General features: G+C 66.1%; 23 protein-coding genes. 13 read left to right on the top strand and 10 right to left on the bottom strand.

Annotated elements, in window-relative coordinates; translation table 11 throughout:
• Positions 1–864 (top strand): DegV family protein, encoded by an 864-nt coding sequence (locus G6N38_RS00870; RefSeq protein WP_163745825.1) that lies wholly within the window; start codon positions 1–3, stop codon positions 862–864.
• Here the strand turns inward: G6N38_RS00870 and G6N38_RS00865 are convergent.
• Both G6N38_RS00865 and G6N38_RS00860 read right to left on the bottom strand, forming a co-directional pair.
• Positions 851–1,402 (bottom strand): YceI family protein, encoded by a 552-nt coding sequence (locus G6N38_RS00865; protein WP_163745824.1) that lies wholly within the window; start codon positions 1,400–1,402, stop codon positions 851–853. The two genes, G6N38_RS00870 and G6N38_RS00865, sit on opposite strands and share 14 nt — an antisense overlap.
• A gap of 97 nt (positions 1,403–1,499) precedes the next feature.
• A complete protein-coding gene (locus G6N38_RS00860) occupies positions 1,500–2,555 on the bottom strand; it encodes an NAD(P)H-dependent amine dehydrogenase family protein (RefSeq protein ID WP_163745823.1) in 1,056 nt (351 codons plus the stop codon).
• A gap of 202 nt (positions 2,556–2,757) precedes the next feature.
• On the opposite strand from G6N38_RS00860, the gene G6N38_RS00855 reads away from it, so the two are divergent.
• From G6N38_RS00855 to holA, 3 genes are read left to right on the top strand one after another with little or no spacing between them, the layout of a single operon-like run.
• On the top strand, positions 2,758–3,561 hold the full coding sequence (locus G6N38_RS00855) for a ComEA family DNA-binding protein (protein WP_163745822.1): 804 nt from the start codon (positions 2,758–2,760) through the stop codon (positions 3,559–3,561).
• Positions 3,558–5,087 (top strand): ComEC/Rec2 family competence protein, encoded by a 1,530-nt coding sequence (locus G6N38_RS00850; protein WP_163745821.1) that lies wholly within the window; start codon positions 3,558–3,560, stop codon positions 5,085–5,087. Before G6N38_RS00855 ends, G6N38_RS00850 begins: the two co-directional genes overlap by 4 nt.
• Positions 5,050–6,021, top strand: coding sequence for a DNA polymerase III subunit delta (gene holA, locus G6N38_RS00845; RefSeq protein WP_163745820.1), 972 nt, complete (start codon positions 5,050–5,052; stop codon positions 6,019–6,021). The genes G6N38_RS00850 and holA overlap by 38 nt, the downstream gene beginning before the upstream one ends.
• Here holA and rpsT read toward each other — a convergent pair whose 3' ends face one another.
• Positions 6,022–6,282 (bottom strand): 30S ribosomal protein S20, encoded by a 261-nt coding sequence (rpsT, locus tag G6N38_RS00840; protein WP_163745819.1) that lies wholly within the window; start codon positions 6,280–6,282, stop codon positions 6,022–6,024.
• A 148-nt stretch (positions 6,283–6,430) separates the two neighbouring features.
• Between rpsT and G6N38_RS00835 the strand changes: the two genes are divergently transcribed.
• Genes G6N38_RS00835 through G6N38_RS00825 form a run of 3 tightly spaced genes read left to right on the top strand, consistent with a single transcriptional unit; the run spans position 6,431 to position 9,930 of the window.
• Complete coding sequence (locus G6N38_RS00835; RefSeq protein WP_179968470.1) at positions 6,431–8,113, top strand: circularly permuted type 2 ATP-grasp protein; 1,683 nt, start codon at positions 6,431–6,433, stop codon at positions 8,111–8,113.
• A complete protein-coding gene (locus tag G6N38_RS00830) occupies positions 8,113–9,090 on the top strand; it encodes an alpha-E domain-containing protein (protein ID WP_163745818.1) in 978 nt (325 codons plus the stop codon). The genes G6N38_RS00835 and G6N38_RS00830 overlap by 1 nt, the downstream gene beginning before the upstream one ends.
• The gene (locus G6N38_RS00825) at positions 9,091–9,930 is read left to right on the top strand and encodes a transglutaminase family protein (protein ID WP_163745817.1); all 840 of its coding nucleotides are present in this window, start codon (positions 9,091–9,093) and stop codon (positions 9,928–9,930) included. It begins immediately after the preceding gene.
• On the opposite strand, the gene G6N38_RS00820 is transcribed toward G6N38_RS00825, so the two are convergent.
• Positions 9,870–11,414, bottom strand: a complete 1,545-nt coding sequence (locus G6N38_RS00820) for a PepSY-associated TM helix domain-containing protein (RefSeq protein WP_163745816.1) — start codon at positions 11,412–11,414, stop codon at positions 9,870–9,872. The genes G6N38_RS00825 and G6N38_RS00820 overlap by 61 nt on opposite strands.
• Before the next feature lie 246 nt (positions 11,415–11,660).
• On the bottom strand, positions 11,661–12,734 hold the full coding sequence (locus G6N38_RS00815) for an AraC family transcriptional regulator (protein ID WP_163745815.1): 1,074 nt from the start codon (positions 12,732–12,734) through the stop codon (positions 11,661–11,663).
• A gap of 107 nt (positions 12,735–12,841) precedes the next feature.
• Between G6N38_RS00815 and G6N38_RS00810 the strand changes: the two genes are divergently transcribed.
• From G6N38_RS00810 to G6N38_RS00795, 4 genes are read left to right on the top strand one after another with little or no spacing between them, the layout of a single operon-like run.
• Positions 12,842–13,666 (top strand): IclR family transcriptional regulator, encoded by an 825-nt coding sequence (locus G6N38_RS00810; RefSeq protein WP_163745814.1) that lies wholly within the window; start codon positions 12,842–12,844, stop codon positions 13,664–13,666.
• A 20-nt stretch (positions 13,667–13,686) separates the two neighbouring features.
• Positions 13,687–14,481, top strand: coding sequence for a 2-keto-4-pentenoate hydratase (locus tag G6N38_RS00805; protein WP_407663035.1), 795 nt, complete (start codon positions 13,687–13,689; stop codon positions 14,479–14,481).
• Positions 14,482–14,483: 2 nt separating this feature from the next.
• Entirely contained in the window at positions 14,484–15,278 is a 795-nt protein-coding gene (locus G6N38_RS00800; RefSeq protein WP_163745813.1) for a 2-keto-4-pentenoate hydratase, read from the top strand.
• Positions 15,279–15,506, top strand: coding sequence for a tautomerase family protein (locus G6N38_RS00795; RefSeq protein WP_163745812.1), 228 nt, complete (start codon positions 15,279–15,281; stop codon positions 15,504–15,506).
• Positions 15,507–15,516: 10 nt separating this feature from the next.
• Here G6N38_RS00795 and G6N38_RS00790 read toward each other — a convergent pair whose 3' ends face one another.
• The 5 genes from G6N38_RS00790 to G6N38_RS00770 all read right to left on the bottom strand — a co-directional run bounded on the left by G6N38_RS00790 (position 15,517) and on the right by G6N38_RS00770 (position 20,147).
• Positions 15,517–15,924, bottom strand: coding sequence for a tautomerase family protein (locus G6N38_RS00790; protein ID WP_163745811.1), 408 nt, complete (start codon positions 15,922–15,924; stop codon positions 15,517–15,519).
• A 45-nt stretch (positions 15,925–15,969) separates the two neighbouring features.
• A complete protein-coding gene (locus G6N38_RS00785; protein ID WP_163745810.1) occupies positions 15,970–16,728 on the bottom strand; it encodes an SDR family NAD(P)-dependent oxidoreductase in 759 nt (252 codons plus the stop codon).
• A complete protein-coding gene (locus tag G6N38_RS00780) occupies positions 16,725–18,200 on the bottom strand; it encodes an aldehyde dehydrogenase (RefSeq protein ID WP_163745809.1) in 1,476 nt (491 codons plus the stop codon). Before G6N38_RS00780 ends, G6N38_RS00785 begins: the two co-directional genes overlap by 4 nt.
• Positions 18,201–18,213: 13 nt before the next feature.
• Positions 18,214–19,200: a 4-hydroxy-2-oxovalerate aldolase gene (gene dmpG, locus G6N38_RS00775; RefSeq protein WP_246228129.1), complete on the bottom strand. Its 987-nt coding sequence runs from the start codon at positions 19,198–19,200 to the stop codon at positions 18,214–18,216.
• A 68-nt stretch (positions 19,201–19,268) separates the two neighbouring features.
• A complete protein-coding gene (locus G6N38_RS00770; protein WP_163745807.1) occupies positions 19,269–20,147 on the bottom strand; it encodes an acetaldehyde dehydrogenase (acetylating) in 879 nt (292 codons plus the stop codon).
• Positions 20,148–20,369: 222 nt separating this feature from the next.
• Here G6N38_RS00770 and G6N38_RS00765 point away from each other — a divergent pair, with 222 nt between their 5' ends.
• On the top strand, positions 20,370–21,431 hold the full coding sequence (locus G6N38_RS00765; RefSeq protein ID WP_163745806.1) for a VOC family protein: 1,062 nt from the start codon (positions 20,370–20,372) through the stop codon (positions 21,429–21,431).
• 58 nt (positions 21,432–21,489) lie between these two features.
• A complete protein-coding gene (locus tag G6N38_RS00760; protein WP_163745805.1) occupies positions 21,490–22,704 on the top strand; it encodes a cytochrome P450 in 1,215 nt (404 codons plus the stop codon).
• Positions 22,705–22,820: the final 116 nt, after the last annotated feature.

The raw sequence follows: 22,820 nt of genomic DNA, 5'->3' as shown, positions 1-22,820 counted from the left end.
ATGGCCGTCGTCGTGGTCACCGACTCGTCGGCGCGGCTGCGGGCCGATGAGGTCCGCGCCGGCGATATCCGCGTTGTGCCGCTGCACATACTCGTCGACGGTCGCGACCTGCGCGACGGTGTCGACGCCGTGCCAGCCGATCTGTACCAGCGCGGACACGTGACGACCGCGGGCGCCACCCCGAGCGAACTCGCCGCAACCTACCGGGACGCGTTGCGCGACAGCGGCGGTGACGGCGTGGTGGCCGTGCATATCTCCGGCGAACTCTCGAGCACACTGGGTGCTGCCGAATACGCGGCGCGCGAGTTCGGCGGGGCCGTGCGGGTGGTCGACTCGAAGTCGACCGCGATGGGCACCGGGTTCGTCGCAGTGGCCGCCGCCCGTGCTGCCGTCGCAGGTGCGGACCTGGAAACCGTTGTTGCCGAGGCGGAATCAGCAGTCTCCCGGGTGCGTGCCTACGTTGTCGTCCAGCGTCTGGACAACCTGCGGCGTAGCGGCCGGATCGGCACCGCCGCGTCATGGCTCGGCACCGCGCTGGCCCTCAAGCCACTGCTGCGCATCGACGAGCAGGGTCGGCTGGTGCTGGCTCAGCGGGTGCGCACCGCATCCAAAGCGCAAGCGGCGATGGTCGAGCAGGTGCTTGAGGTGGTGGGGGAGCAGCGAGCATCGCTCGCCGTCCATCACATCGACAATCCGACCGTTGCCGCAGAATTGGCTGCCACGCTGGCCGCCGCCCTGCCTGGCTGCGGGGATGCCGTCATCGCCGACCTGGGCCCGGTACTCGGTGTGCACGTCGGCGCCGGCGCGGTGGGAATCGTCGTCGCCGTCGATCCCACCCCGCCCACTCCGCTCACGCCTGCTTGAGCGCTTCGATCTCGAGGGTGATGGTGACCTTGTCGCCGACCACTGCGCCACCGGTCTCCAGTGGCATGTCGATGTCGATGCCAAAGTCCTTGCGGTTCAACACCACCGACGCCTCGAAGCCTGCGACCGCGCCGTGCCCCATGCCGGGATTCACCCCGTTGAACTGTAGGGCCAGGCTCACCGGTCGGGTCACGCCCTTGAGGGTGAAGTCGCCCTCCAGTCGGTAGTCCTCGCCGTCCGGGGTCACCGACGTGGACACGAAGGTGGCGGTGGGGTACTTCTCGACATCGAAGAAGTCGGCCGCCCGCAGGTGGGCATCGCGCTGGTCGTTGCCGGAGTGTACCGAGGCGACGTCGATCTCGGCAGTCACCGACGGGGTGCCATCGGTCGCTACGGTAATAGCGCCGCTGAACGTGCCGAAGGTGCCGCGGACCTTGCTGACGACGAGGTGGCGTACCGAGAAGCTGATCGACGAGTGGGCGGGGTCGATCGCCCAGGTTCCTGCGCTGAGATCGGTGGTCTGAGCCGGTGCGGTCATCGGGGGGTCTCCTTGATCCGGGCGTGCCGGACCCGATGTCCAGCACTTCAGCTCAAGCAACCGGACTGCGGTCCGGATTAATTCCCGCCCGGTGAACTCACCCTGAAAAGCGTCCGGTCACCGGGGGCAGGTCGGCCAGCGTCACGATGCCCGGCGCCGCGGCGACCACCGCGGGCACGGCGTTGGTCACCGGCATGGCGGTGTAGATCATCCCCAACCCCATGAACCCGGGCTCGGGCCAGTTCTTGGGTGGCAGGCAATGCAGCACCGTGCGCATGTTGGGCACCCCGAAGACCTGGATGACGTGGCCATGCTCGAGCGGCTTGGGCGGCACGACGTGATTGCCCATGATCCAGTTGAAGCCCACGCTGACCACATTGCGGTCCCCAACCCAGCCGCGGTGGTAGCCGTACACGCCGCCGACGGTGCCCTCCGGGATCGTCATGAATCCGAGGTCGCTGTCGCCGGTCGCGGTGGTGAACGTGACATCGAACGTCATCCGGTCGAGCTTGGCGCCGATCGCGTCGGCCATCATCGCCGCCGACTCGGCGAACACCTCGCTTTCCTGGCGCACGCTTTCCTCCAGCCCCGGGGTGTCCGGGGCACAGCCGAACCCCATCGCGGACTGGGTGCCCGCCGATTCGTAGGTCGAACAATCCACCGACTCGGTGATGCGGATCTCGTCGACACGTTCGCAGGAACCGGACAGCACCATGCCGACCATGTTCGTCATCCCGGGGTGGGCGCCACTGCCGAAGATCGTCGAATTGCCTTGTTCGCAGGCCTTTCGAATCCGGGCCAGGTCCTCGGGTGTCTGCTTGCCGCCGGTGATCCAGGCCGCCGACGAACACACGTTGACCCCGGCTTCGAGCAAGCGCACCAACTCGTCCACGCTGGGCCACAGGGGGTTGTAGCAGCAGGCGTCCGGCTTGGTCGCCAGCAGCGCGTCGATATCGTTGGTGGCCGTGATCCCGGTGGGCTCGGGCCAGCCGGACAGCTCGGCGGCATCGACGCCGAGCTTGTCGGTGCCATGGGCGTACACCCCGACCAGCTCCAGATCCGGCCTGCTGATGATCGCGTGCAGCGACCGGCGGCCGATATTGCCGGTGGTCCACTGGATCACCCGAATGGGGCGGTCGGCGGTGGCGGTCATGGAAGCCCTCCTCAGCTGGCGAATACTCCTGACGGGTCTATCACCGCGGACCGCGCTCTCGGTAGGTGATGTCTCACCAGACGACGGACCGGGCGGTTGGAACATCGACGCCGCTATCCACAGGCCCGACTTCATCCACAGGGTCGGCTGTGGCGCACCCGGATGAGCGGACGCCGTCCCGGCGGGGACCTACCGTCGCGGCATGCGCACCGAGCAGCCGTTCGCCAGCCTGCACCGCCGCCTGCACCCCGGCGAAGCGAGTGACGCCGTGCCCGCCGGCGACGAGGATGCCGAGGAGGTTCCGGTACCGAGCTGGATTCCCGACGGGCACGCCCAACGTGGCTGGCTGGCTGCGATCCGGGCCGACCCGGGCCGCTCCGGCGGCATTGCACTGGCCGTGATCGCCGTTGTCGCCGTGCTCGTCACGGTGTTCACCCTGATGCGCGACGATCCACCGCCCGTCGTGTCGGCCAAACTCCCGCCGGTGGAGATGGTGTCCTCGGCGTCCGCGCGGCCCAGCCCGGATGCCAATCAACCGGTCGTCGTCAGTGTCGTCGGGCTGGTCACCAAACCAGGCCTGGTGACGCTGGCCCCCGGCGCCCGGATCGCCGACGCGGTATCGGCCGCCGGCGGCACCATCGACGGTGCCGACACGCTCGGGCTGAACCTGGCCCGCCATCTCACCGACGGCGAGCAGATCGTGGTCGGCATCGGCACCCCGGCGGGCCAACCGACTGCGCTGGGTAGCTCGGTCAGTGGGGGAGCCTCGACCGCCTCCACTTCACCGGCAGCGCCGGGGAAGGCGGCACCAGCCGAACCTATCGACCTGAACACCGCCACCGTCGACCAACTCGACGCACTGCCCGGCGTCGGACCCGTGACGGCCGCCGCGATCGTGGCTTGGCGTGACACCAACGGAAAGTTCAGCAGCGTCGACCAACTCGGCGATGTCGACGGCATCGGCCCGGCGCGGCTGGACAAGCTGCGCGCGCTGGTGCGGGTGTGATCGATGCGCCCGCACGCCTGGATCTGCGGTTGGTGCCTGCGGCCCTGGCCGCCTGGGCGGTCACCGCAGCGGGTATCACCTGGCCGATCGGGCCGCTGCTGGCTGCGGTCTGCGCGGCCGTCGGGCTCGGCTGGGTAGCGCTGGCCCGATGGTATGGCCACGCCCGGCCGGTATTGCGGACGGCCGCCGTCGCGGTGATCGGCACCGCGGTTGTGGGAGCGGGTTTCGCACTGGTGGCGACGATGCGCAGCGCCGCCGTCAGCGGCCACCCCATCACGCAACGATTCGGCACCGTGGCCACGGTGACTGTGACACCGACCGAAGACCCCCGGCCGCTGGGCAGTGGCCGGCTGATGTTCCGCGGCTCGTTGGCCGAGCTGAACGGCACCGAACTATCGGGCACCGTTGTTGTCTTCGCGTCGATGTCGGGCTTCAGCGAGCTGATGGCAGGCCAGCCGGCCCGATTCAGGGCGCGGATCACCCGCCCGTCCCGGCACGACCTGACGGTGGCGATGCTCAACGCCACCGGTGAGCCAACGCTGGGCCGGGCCTCGCCGCTACAGCGCGCAGCGCGGGCGGTGCGCGTGCGCTTCGCGGAAGTGTCCCGCGATGTGCTGCCGGCCGATCAGGCCGCCATCCTGCCCGGGCTGGTTCTGGGTGACACTTCCGCCGTAAGTGGCACCACCACAGCGCAATTCCGCACAGCCGGGCTCACCCACTTGACCGCCGTATCCGGTGCCAACGTCACGATCGTCTGCGGCACGGTACTGCTGTCGGCAGGCTTGGTCGGACCGCGCGCAGCGGTCGGTCTGGCGGCGGTGGCGCTGATGGTGTTCGTCTTCGTCGTGCAGCCGACTGCCAGCGTGTTGCGCGCTGCGGTGATGGGCGCCATCGCGCTGGTGGCCATCGTGAGTGCCCGCAGGCGCCAAGCCATTCCGGTGCTGGCGGCCACCGTCCTCGGATTGCTCATCGTCGCGCCGCAATTGGCGGTCGACGCCGGCTTCGCGCTGTCAGTATCAGCCACGGCCGCACTCGTCGTGCTGGCGCCGGGCTGGGCGGCGCGGCTGATCGCTCACGGCTGGCCGAAACCGCTAGCGGAGGCGGTCTGCATCGCGCTGGCCGCCCAACTGGTCACCGCGCCGCTGGTCGCGGCGATCTCCGGGCGCCTGAGCGTGGTCGGAGTACTCGCCAACCTGGCTGTCGCTGTGGTGATTCCACCGATCACCGTCCTGGGCACCGCCGCGGCGGCGATGTGCTGGCTCATGCCGCCGGCCGCCGGGCTGCTGATCCGTTTCACCGGCCCCGAGCTGTGGTGGCTGCTGCACGTCGCGTCGACGGCTGCGGGGGTGCCCGGTGCCGCGCTGTCGGTGCCCTCCGGGCTCGCTGGGGTCGTGACCGTCGCCGCAACGACGCTGGCCGTCGTGGTGCTGTGGCGGTGGATCAAGGTCGGTGTCAGCCGCTGTCGGCCGGTCGTGAAACGATCGGGTGGTGAGCGAGACGGCGGGCCTGCATCTGATCCTGGGTGACGAGGAGCTTCTCGTCGACCGCGCCATCTCCGAGGTGCTGCGGGCCGCCCGCGCCATGGCGGGCAACGCCGACGTCCCGGTCGACCGGTTGCGCGCCGGCGAGGTCTCGGTCAACGAGCTGGCCGAACTGCTCAGCCCTTCGCTGTTCGCCGACGAGCGGGTGGTGGTGCTCGAGTCGGCCGCCGAAGCCGGCAAGGATGCTGTCGGGCTGATCGCCACGGCGGCCGCGGACCTGCCGCCCGGCACCGTGCTGGCGGTCGTGCACACCGGCGGCGGGCGTGCCAAGGCGCTGGCTGATCAGCTGAAGAAGCTCGGCGCCCAGGTGCATCCCTGCGCCAAGATCACCAAGGCCGCCGAACGGGCCGACTTCGTGCGCGCCGAGTTCCGCGCACTGAAGATCAAGGTCGCCGACGACACGGTCACCGCATTGCTCGACGCCGTCGGCTCCGATATCCGAGAACTCGCAGCGGCCTGCTCGCAGCTGGTCGCCGACACCGATGGCCAGATCGACGCCGTCGCGGTCCGGCGCTATCACAGCGGCAAGGCGGAGGTCACCGGGTTCGAAATCGCCGACAAGGCCGTGGTGGGCGATATCGCCGGGTCGGCCGAAGCGCTGCGGTGGGCGATGATGGCCGGCGTCCCGCATGTCGTCCTGGCCGACGCGCTGGCCGAGGCATTGCACACAATCGCGCGGGTGGCCCCGCTGTCGGGCGATCCCTACCGGCTGGCCGGTGAGCTGGGAATGCCGCCCTGGCGCATCCAGAAGGCGCAGAAACAGTCGCGGCGCTGGTCGCGCGACAAGGTGGCTACGGCGATGCGGCTGGTGGCGGCGCTGAACGCAGACGTCAAAGGCGTAGCGGCTGATGCCGACTACGCCCTTGAGGATGCGGTGCGCAAGGTCGCGCACCTGGCCGCCGGCAGCGGCCGGGATTGATCAGATCTTGTTGAAGGCCTGAGCCAGCGCAGACTTCTTGTTGGCTGCCTGGTTCTTGTGGATGACACCCTTGCTGGCAGCCTTGTCCAGCTTGCGGCTGGTCGACGCCAGCAACTCGGCGGCCTTGTCCTTGTCGCCACCGGCAGCTGCCTCGCGGAACCCGCGGATCGCCGTGTGAAGCGAGCTCTTCACCGACTTGTTGCGCACACGGCGCCGCTCGTTGGTGCGGATCCGCTTTTCCTGCGACTTGATGTTGGCCACGCGTTAGTTCCTCGTCTTCAAGCTTGGGGGTCTCGGTCTTGCAGGGGCCGACGGGCCCTCGTGCAGCGACTGCTCAGGGTACCAGTTAGGGGTTCAATCTCCCAAAGCGGAGCTCACTGGCCTGCCGAAACGGCGAGATTGGGGCAGCATGTGTCGGGTGAGCCTTCGTACCCTGCCTTCGGAAGCCAGTCGGACGTCACGTAACGGTTCGCGACAGCCGCGCCGACATGACCATATCTTCGGCGGCTACAACGCCATGGGCTCCTACGCCAAAGCCTTCGACGAGATGTTCGACAATCAGGGCAACGTCCGCGGGCCGTATAAAGGCATCTTCGCCGAGCTTGCCCCGTCCGACGCCGAGGAGCTCGAGGCCAGGGCCGAGGCGTTGGGCCGCGCCTTCATCGACCAGGGCATCACCTTCTCGCTGTCCGGCCAGGAGCGGCCCTTTCCGCTGGACCTGGTGCCCCGCGTCATCTCTGCCGCCGAATGGTCCCGGCTGGAACGCGGCATCACCCAGCGGGTCAAAGCGCTGGAGATGTACCTCGACGACATTTACGGCGACCAGGAGATCCTGCGCGACGGGGTCATCCCGCGCCGGTTGGTCACCTCCTGCGAGCACTTCCACCGGCAAGCCGCCGGGATCAACCCGCCCAACGGTGTGCGTATCCACGTCGCCGGCATCGACCTGGTTCGCGACGCCCAGGGCACCTTCCGGGTGCTCGAGGACAACCTGCGGTCCCCGTCCGGTGTCTCCTACGTCATGGAGAACCGGCGGACCATGGCCCGGGTCTTCCCGAACCTGTTCGCCACCCATCGGGTGCGCGCCGTCGGCGACTACTCGTCACATCTGCTGCGGGCGCTGCGCAACGCCGCCGCCACCAATGAGGCCGACCCCACCGTCGTCGTCCTCACTCCGGGCCCGTTCAACTCCGCCTACTTCGAGCATTCCCTGCTGGCCCGGCAGATGGGCGTCGAACTGGTCGAGGGCCGCGACCTGTTCTGCCGCGACAACGTCGTCTACATGCGCACCACCGAGGGCGAACGTCAGGTCGACGTCATCTACCGCCGCATCGATGACGACTTCCTCGATCCGATGCAATTCCGGCCCGACTCCGTGCTGGGAGTCGCGGGCCTCCTCAATGCCGCGCGCGCCGGCAACGTCGTGATCTCCAGCGCGGTGGGTAACGGCGTCGGCGACGACAAGCTCGTCTACACCTACGTGCCGACCATCATCGAGTACTACCTCGGCGAGAAGCCGTTGCTGGCCAACGTCGACACATTGCGCTGCTGGCTCGACACCGAACGCGAAGAGGTGCTCGACCGCCTCGACGAGCTGGTGATCAAGCCGGTCGAAGGCTCGGGCGGCTACGGAATCGTGTTCGGCCCGGACGCCTCCGAGAAGGAACTGGCGACCATTCGCAAGAAGGTCATCGGCGATCCACGCGGCTGGATCGCCCAGCCGGTGGTGCAGCTGTCGACGGTGCCGACCAAGGTCGGCGATGCCTTGGCGCCACGCCATGTCGATCTGCGCCCGTTCGCGGTCAACGACGGCGAGCAGGTGTGGGTGCTGCCCGGCGGGCTGACCCGGGTGGCCCTTACCGAGGGCTCGCTGGTGGTCAACTCCAGTCAGGGCGGCGGGTCCAAGGACACCTGGGTGCTGGCCTCGCGCACATCGGTGGCCGCTCGCGAGCTTGGCGCCGCCGAGGTCGTCCGCAAGATCCCCAAACCGTCCAAGGCGCAGGTCGCAGAGAAGGGCTCCGAACAGTCCTCCAGTCAGCAACAGCAAGGCCAACAGCAGAACCAGCAGCAGCAACAGCAGGTGATGCACTGATGCTGGCCCGTAACGCCGAGGCGCTCTATTGGATCGGACGCTATGTCGAGCGGGCCGACGACACCGCCCGCATTCTCGACATCACCGTCCATCAGCTGCTCGAGGATTCCAGTGTCGACCCCGACCACACCTCCCGGGTGCTGTTGCAGGTGCTGGGCATCGAGCCGCCCAAACACCAGCTCGACCTGTGGTCACTGACCGATCTGGTGGCGTTCAGCCGCGACCTGGAGGGCGGCTGCTCGATCGTCGACGCGATCTCGGCAGCACGCGAAAATGCCCGATCGGCACGGGAAGTCACGTCCACCGACATGTGGGAGTGTCTGAACACCACCTACAACGCGCTGGCCGAACGCGAGCGTGCGGCCCGCAGGCTGGGCCCGCACGAGTTCTTCAGCTTCATCGAGGGCCGGGCGGCGATGTTCGCCGGGCTGGCCGACTCAACCCTCTCGCGCGACGACGGCTACCGCTTCCTGGTGCTCGGCCGGGCGATCGAGCGGGTCGATATGACGGTGCGGCTGTTGCTATCTCGCGTCGGGGACAGTGCGTCCTCGCCGGCGTGGGTGACGGTGCTGCGGTCGGCTGGTGCCCACGACACCTACCTGCGCACCTACCGCGGTGTGCTCGACGCCAGCCGGGTCGTCGAATTCATGTTGCTGGACCGGCTTTTTCCGCGATCGATCTACTACTCGCTGAAGCTGGCCGAGCACAGTCTCGACGAACTGATGCACCGCGCACATAACCGCATCGGGTCCACCGCCGAGGCGCAGCGTCTGCTCGGGCGAGCCCGAAGCGAGCTGGAATTCATCCAGCCCGGGGTGCTGCTCGAGTCATTGGAAGAACGGCTCGCCAGTTTGCAAGAGACCTGTCGTGATGTTGGAGAAGCGGTGGCGCTGCAGTACTTCCACTCCGCGCCGTGGGTGGCGTGGTCGGATGCCGGGCAGGGCGCCGAGTTGGTCATCGAGGAAGGTGAGATCTAGATGTGGCGGATGCGGGTTGTGCACGCGACGGGGTACGCCTACAAGTCACCGGTTACTGCCTCCTACAACGAAGCCCGACTCACGCCGCGTTCGGATTCCCGGCAGAACGTCATCCTCAACCGTGTCGAGACCATTCCGGCCACCCGGTCCTATCGCTATGTCGACTATTGGGGCACCGCGGTAACGGCTTTCGACCTGCATGCGCCGCACACCGAGCTGGAGGTGACGGCGTCCTCGGTGGTCGAGACCGAGCAGCCGGAAGCTCCGACGGGCGAAGTGTCGTGGAAGGAACTGGCTTCCGAGGCGGTGCGAGACCGTTTCGATGAGGTACTGACCCCCACGCACTACACGCCGGCCAGCCGGCGGATCGAGCGGGTCGGCAAGCGCATCGTGAAAGAGAACGATCCGCAGGCAGCGGTGATCGCGGCCGCTCAATGGGCGCATAGCGAACTGGAATACGTTCCCGGTACCACTGGGGTGCACTCGTCGGGCATCGACGCACTACGTGAGGGCAAGGGCGTCTGCCAGGATTTCGCGCACCTGACTCTGATTTTATTGCGGGGCATGGGAATTCCAGCGCGTTACGTCTCGGGATATCTGCACCCCAGGCGCAACGCGGTGGTCGGCGACACCGTCGACGGACAGAGTCACGCCTGGATTCAGGCGTGGACGGGTAGCTGGTGGAACTACGACCCGACCAACGATTCGGAGATCAACGAGCAGTACATCAGCGTCGGGGTCGGCCGGGACTACGCCGACGTCACTCCGCTGAAGGGCATTTACTCCGGCGAGGGATCCACCGACCTCGATGTGGTGGTAGAGGTAACCCGGCTGGCGTGATCACGCCGAGCGGCGACGATCGCCTCGGCGATCAGTACCACGATCAGGGATATTCCGAACGCAGGGAACAGCACTCCGAGCACGACGGCGACGACCGCCACCGTGACCATTGCCCGCTTCGGGGTGTTGGCGCGAGTGGCTGGACTGGCAGGACCGGGCAGACCGCTACGCCCCGACGGACGCCGCTTCCACCACATCAGAAGGCCGGTGAGCACGCTCAGCAGCACACCGAGGCAGGCGACGGTGGCCGAAATGCGGGTCAGCCAACCGAATTGGTTGCCCATATGCATGGCGATCCCGAAACTCGTCAACCGCGACAGCGCCCCGTCTGCGGCGGCGGTCGCGTTGGTGATCGTCGCTCCGGTGAACTGGTTCAGGTAGAGCGTCCGCTGTTCGGAAACCCGCTGCGGCCACCGATTGACCACCGTATAGCTGCCGTAGACCTCCCCGCCGTCCTGCGTCGAGTCCGACGGCGGGAAGATCGAGTAGCCGGGGACCATGTGCTCATCCTTGGCGATGCGGTCGATATCGGCGTACGACAGCCGGGTCGCGGTTCCGTCCGGTTGTGAGGCGTAGATGGGGTCGTCGGTGGCGGCCCAGGCGATGCGGCGCCCCAACCGGTCGTAGTCGCCGAGCTTCGCCGGCGTTGACGGCGCATCGATTCCGGTCGACGGCGTGACCGTCGCGGCCACCGCCCGCCAGTTCTCGCCCCAGTACCGCGTCCACGTCATTCCCGACAGGACGTAGCCGGCGAGGATGACGGCGACGATCACGCCGGTCAGTGCATGGAGATCGCGCCAGCGGACCCGGCCGCCGTTGTGCCACCGGACTTTCAGCAGTGGCTTGGCGGCTTCGATCGCCCTGGGCCACCACAGATAGACGCCGCTAGCCAGCAGCACCAGAATCCATGTCGCGGTCAGCTCCATCCAGAGATTGCCGATCCCAACCGGGATTGTGGACTCGGGATACGCCGACGGGTTGATCAGGTGCCCCAATGACGGCAGCTGCACATGCGGCCCGTCGTTGCCGAACATCCGGTGCAGCTGGTTGGCCCAGCCCACCAATCCCGACAGTTGGTCGCGCTGGCCCAGATACGCGCCGGTGTAGGGATCGACGAACACCTGGGTGACGTTGGCTTCGGCCTGCGGGTAGCCCTGCGCGGTCGCGGACACGAAGTCCACCCGCGTCGAGGAGCTCGCGCCGTCGGGCGGCGTCACCGCTTCCAGCGTGTCTGTCGCACTGACGTGCAGTTTGGCGGTGGCGACCTGCGCATCCAGCGGCACGGTCTGCGGTCCCGGCTCGACCACCAACAGATGCCGGTTCGTCCACGCGTCGAGTGGCTGGCTGTAGAGGATCACCAAACCGGAGCAGGCCAGCACTACCAGTACCGGCGCCGCGAACAATCCCACCCAGAAGTGCAGCCGCCAGATCCGGCGCAGCACCGCGGAGTCAGCGCGTCGCGTCGAAGTTTCCGTCGTAGTCATAGCATCCTTAGGGCAGGGCAGGCAGTTGTGGGGGTCGAGATTGTGCTGACGTGGCATCAGTCGCACAATTGGCCGTGTTGGTTCCGCAATGTGACCGATTTGGCACCGACCAACCCTCGTTGCGCCGCCCGTCGGCATTGGCGCGAACCGGGACTGGTTGCCCGACAAGAGCCGCCGGATGGGTGGGCAGTCAACCGATCGGGCGGGAGCTGGGCTTCGCGCCGAGAGTTGGAAAACTGCCCAAACCTATTGTGGTTCAGTGACTTCCGAGGATTTCGCCGACGGGGACATGCAAGGATCCGTGCCGATTTGTTCGACTGAAGCACCCCGGTGATCGTTGCGGAACCGCTGCGGGTTGACCGCGAAGGCGTGCCGGAATCGTCGGCTGAAGTGGGATGGGTCGCGGAACCCGACCTGGGAGCTGATCTCGGACACGGTGAGATTGGTGGTCAGCAGGTATTTGCGGGCTCGCTCAACGCGCTGTTCGAGTTGCCACGTGCTGGGGGAACTGCCCTCTGCCGCGAAAAGCTTCTGGACGTACCGCACGGACATGCCGAGTTCGGCGGCGACGTCGCCTATAGAGAAGTCGGGCTGGTGCAGGTGACGGACGATCGCATGTTTGGCTACGGCAAGGTCCTGATCGCGCGCGGTTGCCGGAGCGCTGAGGGGAAGCTGCGCTTCGGTCATGGCGGTCACCAAGATGTCGAGTGCTGACGACACCAGCGCTTCGGTGGAGGCCGGCGAAATATCGGAGTCGATGTCGGCGATACCCGAGAAGACGCTCGTGACCAGGACGCCCGCACCGCTGGTACCGGACACGGTGCGCGCGGTGGCCGACCGCAGAGAACGATCTGGCAGTCGGGCCGTGAGCAGCGCGCGCGGGGCAGTCAAGACAATCTGTCGGAAGTCGGTAGGACAGCTATAACGGAAAGGCTGGGCTGAATCGAGGATGACGAAGGAGCCGGGCCCTAGCTGAGCGGTGCGGCCGTTCTGGGTGATCTCGGCTTGTCCGTCCACGATCAGGCCGACGAGGTAGTCGTGCACTCCGTCGGAGCTGATCATCGCGGGGCTACGGACGACACCGTGCCGTTGGGCGTGAATAGTGCTGATGTGCAGGTCCCCGAAGGCCCGTCCAGTCCATTGGGCCTCGAAAGAACTGTCGGCGCGGGGCCACTCGACGTCGAGCTCGCCGTAGTGGCGGTTCAAGGTCTCCGACCATTCGCCGCGAGCCTGCCCCGGATCCAGTTGCCCAGTGGCAAGTGACTCCAGCGCACCGGCTCTGGTGCGCGCAGAGTCGGTAATTCGTGCGTCGTCAGCCATGGTCGTGTCACCTCTCGCGTCCTAGTGTTCCAGATCACAAGCGGATTCGGTGGGGAGGTAGCTCAACACAATTCCGCGCAGCTGGGAATGGGAAAGGGACTCGTGCCGTGGCAACGTTGCAGACAGTACAGAAGATCGGACCGGTGTTGGACTTGTTCTCCGTTCGACAGCCCGAATGGGGAGTGTCCGAAGTTGCTGCGGCCACCCAGCTGCCACGCTCCAGCGCGCATGCACTGTTGTCGAGCCTGGTGGACACCGGGTTGTTGCAGTGTCGAGCGCGTGGCCGTTACCGGTTGGGCTGGCGGATTGTCGAGCTCGGCGAGACGCTGCGGGGCAGCGTCGATGTCCGGTCCTGCGCGGCCCCGCTGTTGGAACAACTGACTCAGCAACACGGCGAAACGTCCCACCTGGCGGTCATGGACCGCTGGAATGTGCTGTATGTGGACAAGGTCCTTGGCACACACAACATCACGGTGCAGGGTGCCCGTGTCGGTGCCCGTCTCGACGCGCATTGCACGGCTGTCGGCAAGGTGCTGCTAGCCCACCTCGATGACGCCGAACGGAAGCGGTATCTTGCGCTGCGTCCGCTACGTCGGCTGACCGCATCGACGGTGACCAGTGTTGACGCGCTTGCCTCGAACCTCGAGAAGGTGCGTCAGGATGGCGTTGCGGTCGACCTAGGTGAAACCGTCCCCGAGGTGCACTGTGTGGCTGGGCCGGTGAGGGACGAAATGGGCGTTGTGGTAGCAGCTGTCAGCGTGAGCGTGCCGGCGAGCCGGTTCGCGCGCCACCGCCCGCAGCTGGAGAAATCAGTAGTCGCGGCCTGCCGGGCCATCACCAGTGCGATCGCGGCGGCAGACAACCGGCCGGCCACCTTGGGCGATGAGGCTGACCGGGAAGTCCTGCACGCTCTCGCGACACGGGCATCGTGAACCACGGGCGCACAATGACAATGGCAATTGACCCGGCCGCACAGCGGACTGCAGACCGGCTCGCCGAGGTTTACCGTACTCGCAGCCCGATCGATCCGGTGGCGACCGAGCATCCGGACTCTTCGATCGAACTGGCGTACCAGATCCAGCAGCTGCAGGTTGAGCAATGGGTGCGCGCAGGCGACATCGTGAAGGGGCACAAGGTTGGTCTGGCGTCGCGGGCGATCCAACGGCAGATGGGAGTCGACCGACCGGACTTCGGCCACCTGACCACGAGCATGTTCCACCTTGAACACCAACCGATTCCGGCCGACCAATTTCTGCAGCCCCGGGTCGAACCCGAAGTGGCTTTCGTCCTGGGGCGGCCACTGAGCGGACCTGGATTGACCATCGCAGACGCAGCACGGGCAGTCGAATTCGTACTACCTGCGCTGGAGATCGTTGATTCCCGCATCCGTGACTGGCGGATCGGCATCTTCGATACCATCGCTGACAACGCGTCGTCCGGTGGCGTGGTGCTCGGCAGCTGTCCGGTGCGACTGGGCTCCCTCGACCTTCGGACCGTTGGGTGCACACTGCACATCGGAGGCGGGCTCGCGGCTACCGGCGCTGGCGGGGCGGTCTTGGGAACACCACTGAATTCCCTTGTATGGCTCGCGAATACAGTAGGTCCGCTAGGTGTAACGCTCGAGCCGGGACATGTCATACTGCCCGGTTCCATGACCGCCGCGTTTCCGATCCGCGCTGGAGACACGGCGGTGGCGACGATCAGCGGCATGGGCACCGTGACTGCGGTGATGGCAGGACGGGAGTGAGGATGTTCAACGACCGAGAGTGGAGTCACAGTCGGGTTGCGGATCTGCTGTTGCACGCTGAGAGCGACGCGTCTCCACTGACCTCGATCCTGGCGGAGTGGAACGGCTTGGATCTGCCGGCAGCGTACGAAGTTCAGGATCTCACTCTCCAAATGCGGCGCGCTCGAGGCGAAGTCGTGACGGGGGTCAAACTTGGGGTGACTTCCAAAGCCAAACAGCGCCAGGTTGGAGTTGACAGCCCGTCGACCGCGTGGCTCACCGACGTGATGATCCTGCCGATGGGCGAGCCTGTGCCGTGCGGCGCGATGATCCATCCCAGAGCCGAGCCGGAGATTGCCTTCGTTCTCGGGCGTCCGCTCAAGGGTCCTGGCGTATCGGCGGCCACCGCGTTGGCAGCCGTCGACCACGTCCTCGGGGCCGTCGAGATCATCGATAGCCGCTTTTCCGGTTACAAGTTCTCGATGATGGATGCCATTGCCGATAACAATTCCTCGGGGCGTTACGTCACTGGCTCCGTCGCAATCGGTCCATTGGATCTCGATCTGGCGTTGGAGGCGTGTGTGCTCGAGGTCGACGGTGAGGTCGTGGATTCGGCGACTGGTGCCGCTGTGCATGGTCACCCGGCCGAAGCCCTGGCGTTCGCCGCGAACACGTTGGCTAGCCGGGGAATTGAACTCCAGCCTGGCTGGGTGGTCCTCACCGGAGGGATGACCGATGCCGTGGCCGTGCAGGCGGGAACGCGGGTGAGTGCCCAATTCACCCATCTGGGCTCGATCACCGTGTGCGGGGGTCGATGAATGCCGATCATCGAGGTCACCATCAGTGCTGGGCGAGATCCGGCGCAGCTGCGGAGTCTCATCCACGAACTGACCGTGGCCACCCACCGCGCCCTTGATGCTCCGCTGGGTGCCATCCGGGTCTTGCTGCGTGAGATCCCGACAACACACTTCGCTGCCGGCGACGTGACCCTCGCAGAGCGGTTGAGCGCTGACGCTCCGGATGTAGCTGACGGTCGTAGCGGCTAGATAGTCGAGGCTATCGGCGCGCCGCTATCTCCTCGGCGCGTTGCTCGGCGGCTGATCGACCGCCGATGGACCAATTCTCCGGTTCTACCTCGATGATTCGCCCGCGTATCGCGGCCCGGGGCACTCCCATGATGGTTTCGAGCAGGTCGGTGAAGCGTGCGGCGAGTTGTTGGCGCTGTTCGACCGACCGGCCAGCCAACACGATAGCGGTGAAATATGGAGCGGTATTGCTTGTTTCGGGGTCGATCAGTCCTCCGACGGCGACATCGGCCGGTTTGTAGCCGACGATGAACACACGTGTTCGATCGAGTGGGGATGCGAGGATCTCCGCGTAGCACCGGCTGGCTTCGGTCAGCAGCCGATGGCGTTGGGCGTCGGTGAAGGCGCCATCGATGAGGTGGAAGTGGGCTACTGGCAAGGGACTTCCTTCTCTTCCTGGCTGGTCGGTTCGGTGTGCCGCCTGTTATTGCAGGCCGTGCCGAGTCCCGCCATCCGCGCTGAGCACGGCGCCGTGCAACACGTCGGCCTCCGGTGACAACAGCGTCTCTAGCAGCCAGCCGATCTCCCGCAGGGCCGGCAGTCTTCCGAGTGATGTCCGAGACACGTAACGCTGCCAGACCTCACCCGGGTCGGTGCCGGTCTCGGTGGCCTGGGTGGCAACGAGGGCACGTAATCGCGGTGTGTCAATCGGTCCCGGGGCGATGGTGTGCGTCGTAATGCCTTTGGCGCCGTAGAGGACCGATAGTTGGCGCATCAGGTTCAACAACGCCGCGTTGACCGTACCCGGCGCCGCGTCGAGGGGACCGGGTTCGATCCCCAGCGAACCGGCGATCGTGATGAAGCGGGATCCGGTGCTCAGGTGGTCACGTACTCCACGCAGGAGGCGGACCACCCCGCCAACCTTGATGTTGGCAGCAGCGGCGAGTTCGGCGGGACAGATGACGTCCGCCGAGCCCCGCACCGGTAGGCCGGCCGCGAAGACGGCGATCTTCACCTGCTCATCGAGCGACTGCCGTATCGCCGCCTCTGCGCTGTCGTCACCGACATCGGCCACGCATGGGATGATGTTCGGTCCGTGGACCTCGGCAAGGGCATTCAGGGCTGAGCCGTCCCGGGCGACCGCCACCACGCGGTATCCGCGCGCGACCAGCCGCCCGGTGAATTCGGCACCCATGGCGCCGGTGGCCCCGACCACGACGGCCAACGAAGATTGCGACGTCATGGGTGCAGTCGCAAGGTCACCGCGCGTGGTTCGGTGAAGAACTCCCGCGAGTACTGACCACCTTCGCGGCCCAACCCGCTGGCACCCTCGCCGCCGAACGGCAGGCGAAGGTCGCGTTCGAAGAACGTATTGATCCAGACCGTGCCTGCGCGCCATCGCGCAGCCATCCGGTGTGCGCGGTCGAGGTTCTGGGTGAACAACATGCCGGCCAGCCCGTACGGCGAGTCGTTGGCGATGCGCAGCGCCTCCTCCTCGGTGTCGAAGCCCAGAACGGTTTCAACGGGCCCGAAGATCTCCTCCCGCGCGGTGCGGGCGTTGTTGGTCAAGCCCGTGATCACGGTCGGTGGATAGTAGAAGCCGTTCCGGTGCGCGTCGTCCACCAGCCGTGCTCCTCCCGTTACGATCTTTCCGCCCTCTTCTTCGGCGAGTTCGACATAGCGGTGCACTTTTTCGAGGTGGCGCTCCTCGATGAGAGGCCCGATGAATGTCGACGCTTCTTTGGGATCACCAACGATGAGCCGGTCCGCTTCGGTGACGAACCTGTCGAGGAAGGTGTCCATGATGTCGTTATGGACCAACAGTCGCGAGCCCGAGAGGCACACCTGCCCATTGCCGGCGAAGATCGCTCGAATCGACATCGGCACCGCGACGTCCAGGTCGGCGTCGGCGAAGACGATGTTGGCCGATTTGCCGCCGAGCTCAGCTGAGACGGGGGTGTGGTGCGCCGCAGCGGCCTGCAGGATCTTCACGCCGGTGGCGCTCGAGCCGGTGAACGTGATGCGGTCAACGCGCGGGTCGGACGTCAACGGCCCGGCCACGGCTTCACCGCCGAACCCGTGAACGATGTTGAGCACCCCTGGCGGCAGCCCGGCGGCCAACGCGAGCTCGCCGAAACGGTGCGCCGTCAACGGCGTTTGGGGGGCGGGCTTGAGCACGACGGTGTTACCGAACGCCAACGCGGGAGCGATTTTCCAGGTCGCGAGCATCAGCGGGGCGTTCCACGGACTGATTGCGGACACCACCCCGGCGGGGGGGTACAGCACATACGAGAGCAGATCGCCGTCCGGGTATGCCTCGTTGGCGGCCATCGCAGCGTAGTCGGCGAAGAACCGCAGATTGTGTGCCACGCGGGGGATTTCGGCGTGCAACGACTGATTGATCGTCTTGCCACCGTCGCGCGTTTCCAGCATGGCCAGCTCGTCGCGATGCTCGTCGACCTCATCGGCGAGCGCATGCAAGACCGCTGCGCGTTGCTTGGCTGTCATCTTCGGCCAGGGGCCGTCGTCGAAAGCGGCTCGGGCCGCAGTGATCGCGGCAGATCCGTCCTCGGCGGTCCCGCGAGCGACGTGCGCCAGCAGCGAGTTGTCATGTGGGTCACGGGATTCGAACGTTGTGCAGTCGGAGGCGGGAGTGAATCGGCCGCCGATGAGGTGCTTGATATCGGCAACGGGGGCTGCGAGTTGTTGCGGCATTGGTGTCCTCACCTCACACGGTGGCCGGGGCGCGCACGCCGGCGGTGCGTCCGGCCAGCTCATTGGCGACGTCGATGATCATGTCTTCCTGGCCGCCGATCACACCTCGACGGCCCAGCTCCAGCAGGATGTCACGGGTGGGTAGACCGAACTTCTTGGCGGCGCGCTTGGTGGGATGGAAGAACGTTGAGTAGACGCCCGCATAGCCAAGGATCAGTGCCGTCTCGTCGACGATCTGCGGTTCGGTCATGAGCGGCGCGACGATTCGTTCGGCGGTGTCGATCAGCGGGAACAAGTCGACGCCGGTGTCGAATCCGGCGCGCTCGAAGGCAGCTGCCAGTACCTCGGTCTGCGCGTTGCCGGCGCTGGCACCGAGCCCGCGCAGCGAGCCGTCGATGAAGGTTGCTCCGTTCTCGGCGGCGGCGAGCGCATTCGCGATGCCCAGCCCGAGGTTGTTGTGGGCATGGAAGCCCACCTCTGCCGAGATGGCCTGGCACAGCGCGCGGACGCGGCCCGCGGCCTGGCTGGGCACCATCGCTCCCGCCGAGTCCACGACGTACACCACGTCGGCTCCGTAGGAGTCGAGCTTGGCAGCCTGTTCGACCAGCGCCTCGGCGCCCAGTTTGTGGCTCATCATCAGGAACGTCATCACGGTGAGGCCGGCGTTCTTGGCCCATTCAACGGGTTGTTCGGCGCAGTCGGCCTCGGTGCAGTGCACCGCAACGCGCACCGTGCTGATCCCCGCATCGACTGCCTTCTGCAACTCGGGCAGGGTAGCGATGCCGGGCACGTACAGGACCGCGATGTCAGCGCTGTCCGCGGCCTCAACCGCCGCGCGCACATACTCGGGGTCGCTGGCCGCGGCGAAGCCGTACTGGATTGATGAGGCGCCCAGACCGATGCCGTGCGCCACTTCGATGGTGCTGACGCCGGCCCGGTCGAGTCCGGCGGTGATGTCGGCGACGTTAGCCGGCGTGAATTGGTGTGAAACCGAGGACATTCCGTCTCGGAGGGTGGTGTCGACAAGGGTGACCCGGGGCTTGTTGACGGTGCTGTTCTCGGTGCCGCTCACTGGAGTGCTCCTTGCGTGAGATTCTGGTGGGCCATGACGTCGGCCACCCGCGCTGCCGCCGCGGTGATGATGTCGAGGTTGCCGGCATAAGTTGGTAGGAAGTCACCGGCACCGACCACCTCGAGCATGACCGTGACCAGGTCACCTTCGACGTCGACGAGTCGCAGGCGATAACCGGGGACGTACTCGGCGACCTTGGCGACCATATTGACCACGGCACGTTCGATGGCTTGCGGATCAGGGCGGCGCACCTTGGCGTACACCGTGTCTCGCATGTTCATCGGGGGCTCGGCGGGATTGATCACCGAGATGGCCTTGGCCCGGTCCGCACCGGCGACGAGGGCCAGTGCGCGACCGGTTTTCTCGCTGAACTCGCTGAGGTTCTGCCGGGTGCCAGGGCCCGCACTCTTGCTTGCGATCGCGGCGACGATCTCGCCGTAGGCGACGTCGGCTACGGCGTTGATGGCGTGGAGGATCGGGATCGTCGCCTGCCCGGCGCAGCTGACCATGTTGACATTGGGGGCCCCGAGGTGCTCCGTGAGATTCACGGCGGGAACCACATACGGTCCCACCGATGCCGGTGTCAGGTCGATCGCGGTGATGCCGGCCGCAGCGTAACGAGGTGCGGCGGCAGTATGCACTTTGGCGGAGGTGGCCTCGAAGACGACGTCGGGCAACTCCGGTCGCGATAGGAGCCAGTCGATCCCTCCGGCAGAGGACTCCAGGCCGGCCTGCCGTGCGCGATCCAGCCCCTCGCTCGCGGGGTCGACGCCGACCATGTAGATCGGCTCGACCCACTGTGATCGGAGCAGCTTGTACATCAGGTCGGTTCCGATATTGCCGGAGCCGATGATCGCCGCTTTCCATCGACGCATGGGCGGGCCCTTTCGCTATGCGGTGTGTGGACTCGACGTTAGGAAGATCGCATCGTCTGGCCGAAGGTGTTCCGGACCTTGTGGACAACGACGCTGGGAAACCGTGTGGTCGTTCGGCTATCCCGAATCGTTCACACCACGTGACCTGGCTCACCACATCCTGGTGACACCTGCCGGGCTGCCAGTGCAGCCGAGCGGACGGCACAAATGTCAGGAGTATCGATGACCGACCCCAACGCCCGTTTCGACATCGCTCATCTCGCGCGAGCCGAACTGCTGAGCCCACGGCCGCAGGAGACCTTGGACTTCTTTACCAAGTTCCTGGGCATGTACGTGACCTACCGAGAGGGCCAATCGGTTTACCTGAGGGGCTACGAAGACCCGTACCCATGGAGCCTGAAGGTCACCGAAGCGTCCGCGGCGGGTATGGGCCACGCGGCATTGCGGTCGAGTTCATCCGAGGCGCTCGAGCGGCGGGTCGCCTCCCTCAAGCAGGGCGACGTCGAGGGAACGTGGTTCGACGACGAATTCGGCTATGGCAAGACCTTCGCGTTCCGATCACCTGACGGACATCCGCTACAGCTGTTGTGGGAAGCCGAGAAGTACTCCGCCCCAGCGGAACTACAGAGCAAGATCGTCACGCGGCCCAGTCGCAAACCACTGCAGGGCATTCCGGTGAAGCGGATCGACCATCTCAATCTGATGGCGTCGGACGTTTCGGCCGTCAAGAGCGCTTTCGAGCGGCACCTGGGCTTGCGCACGACCGAGCGGGTCGTCGACGGCTCGGTGGAGATCGGTGCGTGGATGAGTTCGAACCTGCTGGGCCATGAGGTGGCCTGCATGCGGGACATGACCGGTGGGCGCGGGAAACTCCACCACCTGGCGTTCTATTACGGCACTGGACAGCACCTTGCCGACGCCGTGGAGATGTTCCGCGAGTACGACATCCAGATCGAGGCGGGCCCGGATAAGCACGGGATCACCCAGGGGCAGTTCCTGTACGTGTTCGAGCCGGGCGGCAACCGCATCGAACTGTTCGGTGAGGCGGGCTATCTGCACCTGGACCCCGATGCGACGACCAAGACGTGGCAGATGTCTGATATCGACACCGGGCTCGCGGTCGGCGGCGCCCATCTGCCGTGGGAAACATACTTCACGTACGGCACACCGAGCCCGTTGGCACTGGATCAACACATCGAGAAGTTTGCGCATTTCGGCCCGGGTACGTCGATCGAGGAACTCGATCTCGGAGATGTCGGCGCGGTTGCGGGTGCACCCGCGTGAGGGGACCTCTGTCGGTGCCGATCAAGCCATCACCTTCCCAAGCCCAGGAGTTCTGGCGATGACCACCACACCCAGCTTCATCGACGAGATCACGATCGAGGAGCTCGAAGCCGACCCGCACCCGTTCTATGAGCGGCTGCGCAAGGAGGCGCCCGTCGCCTATGTCCCGGCCCTGGGCATGTACATCGTCTCGACCCGAGAGCTGTGCATGCAGATCGCCCGGGACAGCGAAGATTGGCCGGCAGTGATCTCGGCGGCAGGGCATCGCACGTTTGGTCCGGGCGCACTGCTCGATACCAACGGCGCCGAGCATCGCGCCCTGCGCGATATGGTCGAACCCCACCTACAACCGTCGATGGTCGACACGTACGTCGACGACCTGGTTCGTCCCTATGCACGAAAGCTGTTGGAGGAATTCGAGAACGACGGTAGCGCCGAGATCGTCTCGGCATACTGCGAACCGGTCAGCGTGCGTGCCCTCGGTGATCTACTCGGTCTCGACGACGTCAGCACCGACAAGCTGCGGGAGTGGTTCCACAAGCTCAGTGTCTCCTTCACCAACGCCGGCGTCGACGAAGGCGGTGAGTTCGTCAACCCCGATGGGTTCGCCCCGGGGGACGAGGCAAAGGCCGAGATCGTCGCTCATGTCGACCCCAAGATCGACCACTGGATTGCCCACCCCGATCACTCGGCGATCTCTCACTGGTTGCACGACGGTATGCCCGCCGGGCAGACGCGAGGCCGGGACGTCATCTATCCGAACCTTTATGTGTTCCTGCTGGGAGCGATGCAGGAACCGGGACACGCGATGGCGACCACGTTGGCGGGGTTGTTCACCCAGCCTGATCAGCTCGAGCGGGTGGTGGACGACCCGACATTGCTGCCTCGGGCGATTGCCGAAGGCATGCGGTGGGTGGCCCCCATCTGGTCGGCTGCCGTCAAAAGAGCGGCCAAGGCAGTGACCGTCGGGGGTGTCGAATTGCCCGAGGGGGCTGTCGTGATGCTGTCTTACGGGTCGGCGAATCGCGACGAGCACGCCTACCGCGCACCAACTGAGTATGACCTCGATCGCACCATCATTCCCAATATGACGTTCGGAGGCGGTGTGCATGCCTGCGCTGGAACGTATTTCGCTAACCATGTGATGCGGATTGGCCTCGAGGAGCTGTTCGAAGCCATCCCCAATCTCGAACGCGACGAGGCACACGAAGTGGACTTCTGGGGCTGGGGGTTCCGCGGACCCAAAAGCCTGTATGTGCAATGGGAAGTATGAACGGCGAGTCGTTCGACACAGTCATCGCGCCGCCGGAAAAGCGACCATATAGGGAAGTAGGCGATTACGTGTCCGACTCCTTCGCTGTGCGGATCCAGTGTCCACCCGCAAGGGAA

Origin of the sequence: Mycolicibacterium helvum (assembly GCF_010731895.1) — a bacterium.
GTDB classification, from domain to species: Bacteria; Actinomycetota; Actinomycetes; order Mycobacteriales; family Mycobacteriaceae; genus Mycobacterium; species Mycobacterium helvum.
This window is presented reverse-complemented; position numbering and strand designations above follow the sequence as displayed.

Coding starts and splice junctions, on each gene's coding strand:
- G6N38_RS00830 (WP_163745818.1), top strand. CDS start 8,113: ATGCTGGCCCGTAACGCCGAGGCGCTCTATTGGATCGGACGCTATGTC.
- G6N38_RS00780 (WP_163745809.1), bottom strand. CDS start 18,200: ATGCCGCAACAACTCGCAGCCCCCGTTGCCGATATCAAGCACCTCATC.
- G6N38_RS00870 (WP_163745825.1), top strand. CDS start 1: ATGGCCGTCGTCGTGGTCACCGACTCGTCGGCGCGGCTGCGGGCCGAT.
- G6N38_RS00770 (WP_163745807.1), bottom strand. CDS start 20,147: ATGCGTCGATGGAAAGCGGCGATCATCGGCTCCGGCAATATCGGAACC.
- G6N38_RS00800 (WP_163745813.1), top strand. CDS start 14,484: ATGTTCAACGACCGAGAGTGGAGTCACAGTCGGGTTGCGGATCTGCTG.
- G6N38_RS00795 (WP_163745812.1), top strand. CDS start 15,279: ATGCCGATCATCGAGGTCACCATCAGTGCTGGGCGAGATCCGGCGCAG.
- G6N38_RS00815 (WP_163745815.1), bottom strand. CDS start 12,734: ATGGCTGACGACGCACGAATTACCGACTCTGCGCGCACCAGAGCCGGT.
- G6N38_RS00825 (WP_163745817.1), top strand. CDS start 9,091: ATGTGGCGGATGCGGGTTGTGCACGCGACGGGGTACGCCTACAAGTCA.
- dmpG (WP_246228129.1), bottom strand. CDS start 19,200: ATGTCCTCGGTTTCACACCAATTCACGCCGGCTAACGTCGCCGACATC.
- G6N38_RS00805 (WP_407663035.1), top strand. CDS start 13,687: ATGGCAATTGACCCGGCCGCACAGCGGACTGCAGACCGGCTCGCCGAG.
- G6N38_RS00760 (WP_163745805.1), top strand. CDS start 21,490: ATGACCACCACACCCAGCTTCATCGACGAGATCACGATCGAGGAGCTC.
- G6N38_RS00860 (WP_163745823.1), bottom strand. CDS start 2,555: ATGACCGCCACCGCCGACCGCCCCATTCGGGTGATCCAGTGGACCACC.
- G6N38_RS00855 (WP_163745822.1), top strand. CDS start 2,758: ATGCGCACCGAGCAGCCGTTCGCCAGCCTGCACCGCCGCCTGCACCCC.
- G6N38_RS00765 (WP_163745806.1), top strand. CDS start 20,370: ATGACCGACCCCAACGCCCGTTTCGACATCGCTCATCTCGCGCGAGCC.
- G6N38_RS00835 (WP_179968470.1), top strand. CDS start 6,431: ATGTGTCGGGTGAGCCTTCGTACCCTGCCTTCGGAAGCCAGTCGGACG.
- G6N38_RS00820 (WP_163745816.1), bottom strand. CDS start 11,414: ATGACTACGACGGAAACTTCGACGCGACGCGCTGACTCCGCGGTGCTG.
- G6N38_RS00865 (WP_163745824.1), bottom strand. CDS start 1,402: ATGACCGCACCGGCTCAGACCACCGATCTCAGCGCAGGAACCTGGGCG.
- G6N38_RS00785 (WP_163745810.1), bottom strand. CDS start 16,728: ATGACGTCGCAATCTTCGTTGGCCGTCGTGGTCGGGGCCACCGGCGCC.